The organism is Desulfatibacillum aliphaticivorans DSM 15576 (assembly GCF_000429905.1).
Taxonomy (GTDB): Bacteria; Desulfobacterota; Desulfobacteria; order Desulfobacterales; family Desulfatibacillaceae; genus Desulfatibacillum; species Desulfatibacillum aliphaticivorans.
This window is the reverse complement of record NZ_AUCT01000023.1, coordinates 113,082-125,830: the sequence shown is the minus strand read 5'-3', so window position 1 is coordinate 125,830 and position 12,749 is coordinate 113,082. Positions and strand designations below refer to the sequence as shown.

The window sequence follows — 12,749 nt, the reverse complement described above, 5'->3', positions numbered from 1 at the left end:
ACCGGAGTTCTTGTTGAGCTGGGCTTCCAATTTTTCAATGCGTTTGTTTTGCTGTTGAATGATTTGGCCCTGTTCCTGAACAAGCTGGGTGAGTTGGTCCACGGATTGTTGAAGCTGTTGGACGGTGCGTTCCAGATAGAGCACATACTCACGCATAGGTTGGGGAGTGAGTTGCCAGTCCAGGTCGGATATGGGGCGCTTGGGTTTCATGAAACAACCCTAGCACATAACACAGAGGACGTCTAGTAGGAATAATTCCTAAGTAGGACTTTTTTTAGCCCCCTGAACGCTTACGAAAGAACAGTATAAAGGGCGTCTTGATCCTCACCTCATTTTTGAGATTAATGTTAACGATAAGATTGACACTGCCTCGTTTGAGAAAGAATTGCTTAAAATGGGATTGGATGTGCTTTCAGTCGCAGAGGACAAGAAGGGCTATTGGGTTGTTTTTGCATCTGATGAGCAGTTGGAAGAGTTTCGTGCCAGACTTGATTCCCATGGGAAAGATGGTGAGGGCGGAGCAACGAAGTATGACTTTTTCAATGTTATAAGCGAGATTGAAGATATACCTGTCGAAAAGAAAATTGCACGGTCCATTATTGATGCTCCGCTCCCTGAGGATGAAGACACTTACATTGATGTGGAACTATGGCGAATGTCTGATGACCAACTTGAAGTGTTTATCTCTAAGCTGCCTGGAGCCATAGATAATCTTCAAGTTACGGACAAATTAGTCAGGAATTCTTTTGCTCTTCTAAGGGTTAGATTAGACTCTGCGGCTTACAAACAGCTTATTGAACTAAAAGAGGTTGCTCGTGTTAGCCGACCTCCATTGCCATCATTTAACCCTTTCGAGATCTTTAGTCAAGATGTTGAGGATTTGGAAATATTATCTCCTTCAGAATCTGCAACTGGCATTTTGATTGTTGATTCAGGAGTTGTCTCCGGCCATCCATTAATCAAAAATGCATTGGGTGATGAAGCGAATTTTCAGTCCCGTGAAACGGAAGTCGTTGACAAAGTAGGCCATGGCACCGCAGTCGCGGGGTGTGCTTTGTATGGTGATGTTGAGTATTGTATCAAAAAGAAGCAGTTCCACGCGTATAACTGGATATTCTCGGCCAAAGTAATGTATGCGGTTCAAGATTGCAGCGGAGGCGTTTATGCTGAATATGATCCTGAAAAATTGTTAGAGCACCAATTTCAAGATGCCATTGATCACTTTCTTGGCAACAAGGATAATAGGATTCGAGTCGTCAATGTCTCATTGGGAAATAATCTTGAGGTATGGCACAAATCAGAGTTCAGACAACCCCCGTTAGCATCTCTGATTGATGAAATTGCGCGTGATTATGATGATGTAGTCTTTGTCATTTCGTCTGGAAACGTTAATCCTGTAAATAGCTTTGACGACATTGCAGGCGTAGTGGAGCACTACCCCGAGTATCTGTTTGATAAAAAAAATCCCGATTTCAATTTGATCAATCCGGCTACCTCTGCATTAAGTCTTACTGTTGGTTCTATAGCGAATAGACCACGAATTGCAGATACCTCGTTTTTTGGATCTCAACGGGAACTCTTTACCGCGATAGCGCCAGAACACCAGCCTGCACCATTTACCCGCACTGGACCAGGTATTAATGGCATGATCAAGCCAGAGCTAGTTGAATACGGCGGCAACCTTGTTTTGAGTCAAGAGTTTGGTCGTATTAAAACAAATAGCGGAGGTAAAATTCCAGTCCTTTCAAGCCAATACCCAGATAAATTATTTTCGTTTGATTTGGGGAGTAGTTATTCAGCCCCTAAAGTTGCCCGCAGTTGTGCTCTTGTTTCTAATAGCTACCCAGAAAAAAGCGCAAATTTTATAAAGAATCTCATTCTTCAGTCCGCCAACTATCCAGAACCGATCAATAAGGACTTTTGGCGAGCAAAGAACAAACAAAAGGCTGAAAAAAAAAGATTTATGACAATTGGATATGGAGTTCCTGACCATGCCAAGGCAATCTCTTCTTTTGATAATAGAGTGCTATTTTTTGAAGAAAGCTCAATACAGGTTGATCAGGCCAAGGTCTTCAAAGTTGACCTTCCTAGAAGTTTCTTTGAAACCAAAGGCGATCGAATATTTTCAATTGTTTTGACTTATAATCCGCCTGTTAGGCGGAGTCGTGGCGACTATTATCTTGGTAATACATTGGAATTTAAAATATTTCATACGGTCTCCCCTGACGGTGTTATATCCAAGATTTCAGTGCTTGATGAAGAAGATGGCGAATCCTCAATGGAAGATAAGTTTCATTTAGATTTTGAGCCCAAAGTCACATTGCGTAGCAAAGGGTGCCACCAGAAAGCGGTAAAAATCTTTACACATGCCCACTGGACAAATAACCCGTTCACATCTTTATGCATTGCTCTGGTCAACAGGAATAGATGGGTCAAAGCAATCGATGAAAGTTTTCTGCAAGACTATTGCATAAGCCTCTGCGTGTATCATAGTGGACACACTTCTCTGTATTCAGAAATAAAAAATCTCAATCAAATTCCGCTACGCGAACGTGCACGTGTTAGGTAGCAGCTACGAATATTTTATGCCCAGTCATTCAGCAAATGTTGAACAATTGGTAAATCTCTTTCTACATAGGACGTCCGGCGCTAAAGCAAAGGAGGGTCATGAACGCCGCAAACTTTGGGAATATTGCCTAACCAACCGCCTTCACCAGGACGTCCAGCACCTTTTGGGCGTGGCCGGCCGCCTTGCCCACCCGGCCCCAGGCTGTGTGGATCTTTCCCTTGGGGTCGATCAGAAATGTGCTTCTGACTACGCCCATGCTTTCCTTGCCGTACATTTTCTTCAACCGCCAGGCGCCGTATTTTTCCAGGACCTCCTTGTCCGGGTCGGATAGCAGCGTTACTCCCAGGCTGTGCTTGTCCGTGAATTTTTTATGGGAGGCCGTGGAGTCCTTGCTCACCCCGATCACCGCCGCTCCGTTTTTCTCAAACTCCGGCAGCAGGGCCATAAACTCCAGGGCTTCGGTGGTGCATCCTGACGTATTATCCCTGGGGTAAAAGTACAAGACCGCCCATTTGCCCGCAAAATCCTTCAGGCAGACCTCGTTTTCGTTTCCGTCCTTCAGACAAAAATCAGGCGCTTTGTCTCCCGCCTGGGGGGTGTTGTCGTCAGCCATGGCGCATCCTTTCCGTTAGGTGATATTCGCTTTGAGCCCCGTCTATTGGGAAAATTCATACTGACAATAATGGGGCTGAAAACCGCTCTTGTCAAAGCCAGGCTTTATGGGAGGCGGGCGGGTTCTACGGTGCGGGAATTACGGGCAAATCAACTTGTCAAAGGGGTCTTGCAGGAACTTCATAGTCGTGAAAAATATGAATTCATACCGAAATTTTTTGGTATGCCCCTAACAAATTAAAAGCCTCTCATCTCTTAAGAATGTTAAAATCTGGTGTTTTTCAAGTATCTGGTGTATAAGGCCATGGACGTAGAAACTAAGATGCTAATATCCTGCAAATATTTGTTGAGTACAAAGCAGATTGATAATTACGGCTCATAGCGTGCGAAAATACCCTGTTGTAAAGTGGGTATATTATTGAGTTTTCATCCAATTGCATTAACAACCTGATTTTGCGGAGCGGACGACTTCCTATGGAACTCAAGTGCAGCCAATGCGGGCATACGGGCGACAAAGTGGACTTTCGGTTCTTGAATCACGCGGACTCCGCCGGGGTGCAGTGCTATCGGCAATGCCCCCAATGCCACGGCGCCGTGTTTTGCGAGGAAATGGAAGAACCAGAGGCCTATTGCGGGAACACAGTTTGGGGAACCTCCGGACTGCGGGGCAGGGTTTTCACCCGGCCGCGGCCCCAAAAGGAAAGAGAGCAGGAGGGATAAATGGCCGAAACCTGTCTGATTACGGAAATTCAACGCTTTGCGGTAAACGACGGTCCCGGTATTCGCACCAACGTCTTTTTAAAAGGCTGTCCGCTGAAATGCGCCTGGTGCCACAACCCCGAGACCATCAGCGCCAAGCCCCAGGTCTTTTGGAAAAAGCGTCTTTGCGTCCAGTGCGGCGCCTGTATGGACGCCTGCCCCACGGGAGCGGTTCAGCCGCCCATCGATCCGGTGCTATCCCAGGCCGAAGGCACGGACTATTACAAGATCGACCTGGACCGGTGCGACTATTCCCTGAGCTGCGTGGACGCCTGCCCTTACGGCGCCCTGGAGATCACGGGCCAGGCCATGACCGTGGAGGAAATTCTGGACGAAGTGGAATCGGACCGGCCCTTTTACGAAAACTCCGGCGGCGGCATGACCCTGTCCGGCGGCGAACCCACAGCCCATCCGGCATTCTCCGAAAAAATATTGGCCGGGGCGAAAGCCCGGGGCTTGCACACCTGTCTGGACACCAACGGCCATTGCTCCTGGAGCGTTCTGGAAAGTCTGTTGAAGCATACGGACGTCGTGCTTTTCGACCTCAAGCACACGGACCCGGAGAAGCATAAGGAATGGACCGGCGTGGACAACGCCTTGATTAAGGAAAACCTGGCGCTCCTGGTAAAAAACCGGGTGGAGACCTGGGTGCGCATTCCCGTGATCCCCGGCTTTAACGACGCCATTCAGGATCACAAGGCCGCGGCCCTGTTCCTGTCCGAACTGCCCGGCCGCGTAGCCCGGGTGGACCTGTTGCCTTACCACAACTGGTGCCAGGACAAATACGGGTGGCTGGGTCAAAACTGGCCTCTGGGGCGAACCGAGGCCATGGAGCCTTCCTTGCTGGAAATTCCCAGAGAACTTTACGAAATGAGCGGCCTGGAAGCCACCATCGGCGGCTCCGGGTTTGAAGGAGCATAGAGCCGGTTTGATGGAGCCAGGAAAAACAATCGGAATAGTCAACGACATCCAGCGCATGTCCACCAACGACGGGCCGGGATTTCGCACCACCGTGTTCCTGAAGGGGTGCCTGTTGGACTGCAAATGGTGCCACAACCCGGAGGGGCGGCGGCGCTTCCCCGAGGTCATTCCCTTTTACACCAATTGCATCGGGTGCGGAGATTGCGTGGAGGCCTGCGCCGCCGGCGCCTTGTCCCTTAACGGCGACGCCAAGCCGGTGATCGACCGGGCCTTGTGCACGGACTGCTTTCAGTGCGCCCGGACGTGCTCCCATTCGGGCCTGGTTCCCTGGGGGACCATCCAAACCGCCGCTGAAGTCATGAAAGAGGTGTTTTCCGACGAACCCTTTTTTCGCCATTCCGGCGGCGGCCTGACCCTTTCCGGGGGCGAGCCCATGGCCCAGCCCGGATTCGTCCTCGCCCTTTTCACCCTGGCTAAAAAGGGCGCCGAAGAGGGCAAGCCCATCCATACGGCCCTGGACACCTGCGGCCACGCCCCTTGGGAGGATTACGCCCGGGTGCTGCCCCTGGCCGACCTGGTGCTTCTGGATTTGAAGCACATGGACCCCCAACCCCACAAAGCCTACACGGGTGCGACGAACAGGCTGATCCTGGACAACGCCCAAAAGATGGCTGAGGCCGGCGCCGTCATGCGCATCCGGGTTCCCATCATTCCCGGGGTGAACGACAACAAGGAAAACTGGACCGCCACGGCCAAATTCGCAGCGAGCCTGGGAGATGCGGTCCAGGGCGTGGATCTTCTGCCTTATCACCCCTATGCCGGAAGCAAATACAGGGCCTTTGGCATGGAATACGATTTTCCCGCGGGCGAAGGCTACGAGGACGCCCGTCTGGAGCCGGTGATCGATCTGTTTTTGGAGCATGTTTACGAAGTAACCATTGGCGGTTAGCCTGTCCCAAAAAGGCGGCGCCTTTCATCGTCTTGACCAAGGAGGAAAAAGGATGTCTCGAAGAAGTCAGTGGAAACAGGTGGCGAACGGTATGTTGGGCGACGTCAGCAAAGCGCGGACCGTGGAAGAACGGGAGAACGTCCCGGAAAAGGCCTGCGGTTTTTGCAAGAATTTCTCCGAAAACGCCTACGCATCGGACGGCCGCGGCTACTGTAAAAAGCTCAAGGTCGGCTCGGACATTAAGGCGGTTCCGCCGGTCTACGTCATGGAAGGCGAGGCCAGCCTCACCGTCCTGTTCAACTCCGACGGCGGCAAGTGCGAACACTACGTCCGTCAGGCGCTCATCGACACCAGCGGAAGCGAGGTGAACGACCCCAATTACCGCAGGGCCCAGCGTCAGTTGAAAAAGTAGCGCGCATCTGCGGCGCCGTTTTGCTTCTTGACGGGGCGCCTGTTGCAGAATTCAGGACGGCCGCGGCCCCGCGGCCGTCCTGCCGTGTGGCTGCATGCCGTATTTTTCTTGGATTTTATATTCAATAATTCATTTTATATTGAATTTTATATGTAAAATTTTTTGTTATAAAATTAGGCTATTGATATCCCAAATAACTTTGGGATTGATGTTAAGTTTTTGATAAAAATTTTCCAATATTGCGCTAACTAATATACTTTATCAATTATAGATGGTAATTTTTACGTCATCTGTGTTAATATGATGGTATCAGTAATAAGGAGAACCGTTTTTCCGGAAGTAATGCCAGCAAACGCCAAGAGTGAAAGGAAAGACCATGACTGCAGAACCCGCAAAGTTGGATGTAAGTCTCCAAGAACACGAAGAGAATCAGGAATGGTGGTGGATCGCGGAAAAAAAGCGCTCCAAAAGGCTGGACTATTTAAGGAAGGCCGTGTGGAAAAAAGGGGCTTTGGGCGGCAACTACGCCCCTGGAATCAAAGTGGACCTGGAAGGTCCCAAGCTGTTTACGGACATGTGGAACTTTTGGAAATTCGATCCCATTATCATGCGCAGGGCCAAAGCCCTGGCCCATGTTTTTGACAATATTTCCATTTTTATAACGGACCATTCTCAAATCGTTGGATATTGGGGCAGCGCCCCCCATACCATCAGTTGGCGCGTGGACGGCGCGTCCATCGTGAATGAAGAGCTGTACAACGAACCCGGCATCATGCCCGAGCCTGAAGAGGAATCCCTCCGCAAGGTGGCCGAGATCAACGACTACTGGGCGGGCCAGACCGCCGTGGATAAAGTGGCTCGCATCCTGGACCCGGAAGACGCGGTGAAGTTCCTTTCCGGCGCCATCGGATGGGGCGCCCCCACTTCGGCTTACGGCTATTCGGGCAAGAATTACGAATATTACCTTAAGGGCGAGCGCGGCTTTGAAGACATCATCGCCGATATTGAAGATCACATCGCCGAAGCCGAAGAAAAAACCATCGGCACCCCCGGCCCGGACATCCTGCACATTTATGATCGCATCCAGAACTGGGAGGCCATGATCACCGTGCTGGAAGCGGCTATCCGTTTTGCCAACCGCTACGCCCGTCTTGCCAGGACCATGGCCGAGCACCTGGAAACCGATGAGAAGCGCAAGGAAGAACTTTTGCGGATCGCCGAAACCTGCGAGCGGGTTCCGGCCAAAGCGCCCCGGAATCTCCAGGAATCCTTTCAGATGGATATGCTGATCCAGACCATGTGCCGTTTTGAAGCCAGCGAAGGCGCCTGGCCCGCCCGGCCCGACTATTACCACGGCCCCTTTTACGAAAAAGACGTTCTCCAAGATAAAACCCTGACCGAAGAAGAAGCCACCGACCTCATCGGCGAGTTCATGATCCGGGCTTACGAAGTGGGCGGCTTCGGCCCCCGTTGGGCCCGTGAAGGCATGCAGGGCATCACAGGCACCTGGGTGTGGACCATCGGCGGCGTCAAGCCCGACGGATCGGACGCATGCAACGCCCTGACCACCGCCTTCTTGCGCACCGCGCGCCTGATCCGGGTGTCCAATCCCACCTTCGCCTTCAGGTGGCATCCCAAGGTCTCCGACGAAGTCATGCGGGAGTGCTTTGAGTGCATCCGCCACGGCCTGGGCTACCCCTCTTTCCGCCATGATCCCATTCTGGTGGCCAATTGCATGAACTGGCACGGCCATCCGGTGGAGGAAGCCCGCACCTGGGTGCATCAGGCTTGCATGAGCCCGTGCCCCACCACCAAAAACGGCGTTCAGCCTTTCCGCATGGCGTCGGCCACAGCCAATTGCGCCAAAATGGTGGAATACGCTTTGCACAACGGCTACGACCACGTGGTGGGCATGCAAATGGGGCCCCAGACCGGCGACGCCCGCACCTTTACGGACTTTGAGCAGCTTTTCGACGCCTGGACCAGGCAGATGCAGTGGCTCCTGAGCCTTCTGGTCCGCACGGTCAACCTGGGCAGGTATAAGGACGCCGAGTTTTACGGCAGGCCTCTCCTCTCCGGCATCACCGAACGGGCCGTTGAAAGGGGCATCGATGCGGTCAATCCGGAAGGCGAGCGCGGCAATTGCTGGATCACCGGCTTTACCTGGGTGGAAAACGCCGACTCCCTGGCCGCCGTCAAAAAGCTGGTGTTCGACGATAAAAAATACACCATGGATCAGTTGATCACAGCCCTGGAATCCAACTGGGACGGCTACGAGCAAATGCGCCTGGATTTCGTCAACAAAGCGCCCAAATGGGGCAACGACGACGACTATGTGGACGACATCATGCTCCGGTGTCTGCGCACCCTGGCCAAGCACAGCCGGGTCATGCGCTGCACCTCCAACAATACCTGGCCCATTTCGCCCCAGAACGTTTCCGGCAACATCCATTACTCCTCCGTAGTGGGCGCCCTGCCCAACGGCAGAAGGCTGGGCGACGCCCTGTACGACGGCGGCATCTCCCCCGGACCGGGCCTGGATAAAAAAGGCCCCACGGCCGTGTTGAAGTCCTGCGGCAAGATCGACCACGTGGGCGACGGCAGGGCCTTTTTGCTGAACCAGCGCCTTTCCCCCACCCAGATGGCCGGTGAGAAAGGCTATCAACTCTGGCGCGCCTACATGCGCACCTGGGCCGACCTGGGCCTGGACCACATCCAATTCAACATGGTCTCGGACAAAACCCTTCGGGCCGCCCAGAAAGACCCGGAAAAATACCAGGAAGTAATCGTGCGGGTGGCGGGCTACAGCGCCCACTTTGTGGATATCTCCCGCAAGACCCAGGACAACATCATCCAGAGGACGGTCCAGGGCATTTAAGGACCATTAAACGCCCTCCCGGCCCTTAAACCGGAATTCGGCCTATAAATTAACGCAGCGGAAACGGCCCCGCCTTTTCCGCTGCAATCCAGGCCAGGGCGTTATGAAAGGAGAATGATCAAATGAGCACATGCAGCGATTGCAAAAGTTTTTTCCCTCGTGAAGATGAACCCGGCAAGGGCGATTGCGTCCGGCGCGTGGTGGACCCCAGGCAGGCCTACTACACCACCAAGCCCAAAAACCCCGAGGACGACGCCTCCGGTTGCGGCGAGTTCCAGAAAAGATAGAAAGGACAACGCAATATGAAATGCCCGGAATGTTCATACGAAGCTCCCGTTCCTGAATTCAGGTATCTATATAATGTTCGCATTGACGCGCCCCTGACCCTGCGCCAGTGCCCCCAGTGCCAGGCGTGGTTGTCCGTGGACGAACTGGCCGGAGAATCCACCGGAAAGGTGGACGCCGGCGACGCCCCCTGGGGCAAGTCCGCAGGCATCGATAGAGACCTGGAAGAAGCCGTATAAAGTAACTCCAGCCCGGGCCGGGGGTAACCCAAATATGGACTCCCGGTCCGGGCTTTTTTCATCCCCCATGGGGCGAAGCAGCATGAATCCGGACAACACGTCATATCAAACAGTCCGGGACGACCCGGAATCCCGCCCCCGCCCGGCGCGCCGCCGCTCCGCATCCCGCATAAAATTGCAACATGAAAAATATTGGAATCCAGGAGGATTGTATGGAATTCACATGCCATCAGTGCGGCTATAAGGACGACCACGAGGAATTTAAATATCTCTGCCGGAACGGGTGTGTGGCCTGCGGAGAGTCGGACCTCCGGGAATGCCCCAAGTGCGGGGCCCAGGTCATGTTCTCCCGGGCTCTGGCCCTGGAGACGGAAGACGTGCGCATGCGCGAGCTGTGTCAGGAGTTGTCCGAAATTCCCAAGTCCGAAGACCCGGCTGTCCAGCAAAAAGCCATGGAGATTATCGGCAGCCTCAGACGCATGAATGAACGCTGGAACATCCCCCAGTTGAACGATTTTATCAAACAGCGCTCCAGGGAGTTGTTTTTTTAAAAGGAAGGGAGAAAGAATGGCGGAATCGGAACACGGATTGGAAATCCCCCAGCGGGAGGAGCATTTTTTCCTGCCCCAAGACATCATTGACAACCTGGGAAGGATCGAAGCCCTGTCCCAACGGCATCCGGTCAACATTTTGGTCGCCGGCAAGCAGGGTTGCGGCAAATCCACCATGGTGCGCCAGTTCGCCGCCAACAACAACCGCCCGTTGGCAACCTTCCAGATAGGCATTCTCTCCGAGCCGGGCCAGCTTTTCGGGGAGCATCGACTGAAAGACGGCGAAACCTATTACCAGCAATTTTTGTTTCCCCAGGCCATCCAAACCCCGGGCTGCGTCATCCATCTGGAGGAGATCAACCGGCCCGAGCATCCCAAAGCCTTGAACATGCTTTTTTCCGTGCTGTCCCAGGATCGCCAGGTCTGGACCGACGAGCTGGGGCTTATAAAGGTCGCCCCCGGCGTGGTGTTTTTCGCCACCCTGAATGAAGGCGAGGAGTTTGTGGGCACGGAAATGCTGGACGCAGCCTTGCGGGACCGCTTTTACGTCACCCTCATGGATTACTTGACCCCCGAGGTGGAAACCGACGTTTTGCACCTGAAAACCGGCATCGATCAGGGCGACGCCCAGACCATCGTCAACGTGGCCGGCCAGTTGCGGAAAAACACCCAGGAGCCCGTCACCGTGTCCACCCGCCATACGCTGATGATCGCCGAAATGGCGGCTGTGGGGGCCACGGTGCGCGAGGCTTTCGCCAACAGCCTGCAGGTGAGCCGGGATATCCTGGAATCCGTCCTGCTTTCCCTGCATCTGGAAATGAACATGACGGAAAGGTCCCATGGCAGCCGATACGAAAAATATTAATTCCCCGGCGGATTCCGCCTTGAACCCGGAGGATGAAGGCCTTTCCTCGTTTTGGCGAAAAAACGTTTCCGGCCTGGAAGCCGTGGAGCTGGCCAACATCCTGCGGGCGCTCCGCAAGGTGGCGGGGCATATGGGGCCCAACGTGGGCCGGATCGAATACACGGGCATGTCCCACGGATCCGCCGCGTCCATCATCATCGATCCGGAACTGGTCATGGGCGAATATCCGGCGCCGCCCCATAAGGTGGATTACCTCACGGGCCTGGTGGTTCATGAAGCCCTGCACAAAATCGAATGGTCGGAAAAAGTGTGGAAGACCCTTGCCCCGGATTTCTCCGCCATGCCCGGTCTTTCCAGGATCGCCTTTCAAAAAATCATCCATACCGGCGAGGACGTTTACGTGGACCGCCTGGCCGACCGATCCATCCTGGGCCGTTACGCAGCCCGCACCCGCAGCCGGGCCATAGAGGATGCGAAAACCCGGCTGAGCGCCGAAAAGCCCACTCTGGAGCACCTGATTCACTTGTGGTGGGCCTCGGTCTGGTCCCCTCAAATATTCGAGCGCGCTGAGGCCCGTTACCTGCCCGCCTTGAAAATTCTGCAAAATTTAACAGCCTCCCTGGAATCCCTGCCGGACGAAACCACGAGCATCATCAAACGCTGCCAGGGCAGGGCGGACCTGTACAAGACCGCCTGGGAAAATCTGGAAGCGGAAGTGCAAGGCCTTTTCATCCAGGATAAGCGCCTGATCTGGCTGCCTGACTCGGCCGTTTCCGTGAATAGAGATAAGGAGGAGGATTTTCCGGACCCTTCGCCGCGAAAAGGGCTGAACAACGCCCTCCTGCGCGACGTTGAGGCCAACCTGGCCCAAAGCTCCGCGGACATCACCCCCATTATCCGGTCCATCGTGGGGCCGGACAACCTGGACGTGGCGCCCATCTCCCGCTGGGATTTCAACATGGCCGCCCATCCGGTGATCGATCGGAAAACCGTGGGCAGGCTCAAAGCCATCTTCGCCAATTACGCAGACCGAAAAAAAATCATGAGCCGGGGCCTGACCGGAGGCCGCGTGGATGGACGCAAGCTGTATCGCGCGCCCATTAACGGCCGATGCTTCAGGCAGACGGATTCCATCCCCTCCATGGATTGGAACGTCACCCTTTTGCTGGACGCCACGGGCAGCATGCGGGGCGGCAAATGGCGCATGGTGGAAAACACCGTGGGCGCCATGCACAAGGCCCTGGCCGGCTTTCAAAATCGTCTGGGCGCCTGGGCCTATTTTGAAATTGGCGGCATCTGCATGATGTCCCGGCTGATTTCCGGCCGCAACCTGTTATCCGTACCCCCCAGCGGTCAGACCGCCTCGGGGCAGGCCATCATTGCGGCGGCCTATTTCATGCCCAAGGACAAGCGCCGCAAGCTCCTGGTCCACGTAACGGACGGGCAATCCAATTTTGGGGTGGATGTATCGTGCGGGATAGATTATTGTATGCAGCAAAACATCAACTTGGTTACAATCGGATGCGGAGTCAGGGATCGGGCTAAGATGGAGGAGCAGTACGGGAGGACCATTCAGTTTGTGAGTCACTTCGGACAGCTTCCCATGGCCATGGAAAAGCTGTTAAAATGGTCTTTTTTGTATGGCGACGGAAAAAAACTCACTGCGGAGGCCCGCTTACGCAGGCTTTTCGTAACGGATTAACTTCCCT

The 12,749-nt window shown here is 53.9% G+C and carries 12 protein-coding genes and 1 pseudogene; 11 read left to right on the top strand and 2 right to left on the bottom strand.

The window, feature by feature from the left end; genetic code table 11:
* A pseudogene (locus G491_RS35580) lies at positions 1-210 on the bottom strand (hypothetical protein); the annotation flags it as partial.
* Positions 211-394: 184 nt separating this feature from the next.
* Here G491_RS35580 and G491_RS0119500 point away from each other — a divergent pair.
* The gene (locus G491_RS0119500; RefSeq protein WP_028315769.1) at positions 395-2,569 is read left to right on the top strand and encodes a S8 family peptidase; all 2,175 of its coding nucleotides are present in this window, start codon (positions 395-397) and stop codon (positions 2,567-2,569) included.
* Between the two features lie 127 nt (positions 2,570-2,696).
* Here G491_RS0119500 and G491_RS0119495 read toward each other — a convergent pair whose 3' ends face one another.
* A complete protein-coding gene (locus G491_RS0119495) occupies positions 2,697-3,182 on the bottom strand; it encodes a peroxiredoxin (RefSeq protein WP_028315768.1) in 486 nt (161 codons plus the stop codon).
* Between the two features lie 473 nt (positions 3,183-3,655).
* Here G491_RS0119495 and G491_RS0119490 point away from each other — a divergent pair, with 473 nt between their 5' ends.
* From G491_RS0119490 to G491_RS0119445, 10 genes are all read left to right on the top strand, one after another.
* The gene (locus tag G491_RS0119490; RefSeq protein ID WP_015946971.1) at positions 3,656-3,901 is read left to right on the top strand and encodes a hypothetical protein; all 246 of its coding nucleotides are present in this window, start codon (positions 3,656-3,658) and stop codon (positions 3,899-3,901) included.
* Positions 3,902-4,861 carry a glycyl-radical enzyme activating protein gene (locus G491_RS0119485; protein ID WP_015946970.1) on the top strand — a complete coding sequence of 320 codons (960 nt, stop codon included), beginning with the start codon at positions 3,902-3,904 and terminating at the stop codon, positions 4,859-4,861.
* 10 nt (positions 4,862-4,871) lie between these two features.
* A complete protein-coding gene (locus G491_RS0119480; protein ID WP_015946969.1) occupies positions 4,872-5,810 on the top strand; it encodes a glycyl-radical enzyme activating protein in 939 nt (312 codons plus the stop codon).
* Positions 5,811-5,862: 52 nt separating this feature from the next.
* Positions 5,863-6,222, top strand: coding sequence for a hypothetical protein (locus G491_RS0119475; protein WP_015946968.1), 360 nt, complete (start codon positions 5,863-5,865; stop codon positions 6,220-6,222).
* Positions 6,223-6,598: 376 nt separating this feature from the next.
* Positions 6,599-9,100 carry a pyruvate formate lyase family protein gene (locus tag G491_RS31610; protein ID WP_051327391.1) on the top strand — a complete coding sequence of 834 codons (2,502 nt, stop codon included), beginning with the start codon at positions 6,599-6,601 and terminating at the stop codon, positions 9,098-9,100.
* A gap of 122 nt (positions 9,101-9,222) precedes the next feature.
* Positions 9,223-9,387 carry a benzylsuccinate synthase gamma subunit family protein gene (locus G491_RS35005; RefSeq protein ID WP_084511601.1) on the top strand — a complete coding sequence of 55 codons (165 nt, stop codon included), beginning with the start codon at positions 9,223-9,225 and terminating at the stop codon, positions 9,385-9,387.
* Between the two features lie 15 nt (positions 9,388-9,402).
* Positions 9,403-9,624 carry a hypothetical protein gene (locus G491_RS0119460; protein WP_028315765.1) on the top strand — a complete coding sequence of 74 codons (222 nt, stop codon included), beginning with the start codon at positions 9,403-9,405 and terminating at the stop codon, positions 9,622-9,624.
* A gap of 212 nt (positions 9,625-9,836) precedes the next feature.
* Positions 9,837-10,175, top strand: a complete 339-nt coding sequence (locus G491_RS0119455) for a hypothetical protein (protein ID WP_028315764.1) — start codon at positions 9,837-9,839, stop codon at positions 10,173-10,175.
* A gap of 16 nt (positions 10,176-10,191) precedes the next feature.
* The gene (locus G491_RS0119450; protein WP_028315763.1) at positions 10,192-11,040 is read left to right on the top strand and encodes an AAA family ATPase; all 849 of its coding nucleotides are present in this window, start codon (positions 10,192-10,194) and stop codon (positions 11,038-11,040) included.
* A complete protein-coding gene (locus G491_RS0119445) occupies positions 11,015-12,742 on the top strand; it encodes a vWA domain-containing protein (RefSeq protein WP_028315762.1) in 1,728 nt (575 codons plus the stop codon). Before G491_RS0119450 ends, G491_RS0119445 begins: the two co-directional genes overlap by 26 nt.
* Positions 12,743-12,749: the final 7 nt, after the last annotated feature.

Coding starts and splice junctions, on each gene's coding strand:
- G491_RS0119500 (WP_028315769.1), top strand. CDS start 395: ATGGGATTGGATGTGCTTTCAGTCGCAGAGGACAAGAAGGGCTATTGG.
- G491_RS0119495 (WP_028315768.1), bottom strand. CDS start 3,182: ATGGCTGACGACAACACCCCCCAGGCGGGAGACAAAGCGCCTGATTTT.
- G491_RS0119490 (WP_015946971.1), top strand. CDS start 3,656: ATGGAACTCAAGTGCAGCCAATGCGGGCATACGGGCGACAAAGTGGAC.
- G491_RS0119485 (WP_015946970.1), top strand. CDS start 3,902: ATGGCCGAAACCTGTCTGATTACGGAAATTCAACGCTTTGCGGTAAAC.
- G491_RS0119480 (WP_015946969.1), top strand. CDS start 4,872: ATGGAGCCAGGAAAAACAATCGGAATAGTCAACGACATCCAGCGCATG.
- G491_RS0119475 (WP_015946968.1), top strand. CDS start 5,863: ATGTCTCGAAGAAGTCAGTGGAAACAGGTGGCGAACGGTATGTTGGGC.
- G491_RS31610 (WP_051327391.1), top strand. CDS start 6,599: ATGACTGCAGAACCCGCAAAGTTGGATGTAAGTCTCCAAGAACACGAA.
- G491_RS35005 (WP_084511601.1), top strand. CDS start 9,223: ATGAGCACATGCAGCGATTGCAAAAGTTTTTTCCCTCGTGAAGATGAA.
- G491_RS0119460 (WP_028315765.1), top strand. CDS start 9,403: ATGAAATGCCCGGAATGTTCATACGAAGCTCCCGTTCCTGAATTCAGG.
- G491_RS0119455 (WP_028315764.1), top strand. CDS start 9,837: ATGGAATTCACATGCCATCAGTGCGGCTATAAGGACGACCACGAGGAA.
- G491_RS0119450 (WP_028315763.1), top strand. CDS start 10,192: ATGGCGGAATCGGAACACGGATTGGAAATCCCCCAGCGGGAGGAGCAT.
- G491_RS0119445 (WP_028315762.1), top strand. CDS start 11,015: ATGGCAGCCGATACGAAAAATATTAATTCCCCGGCGGATTCCGCCTTG.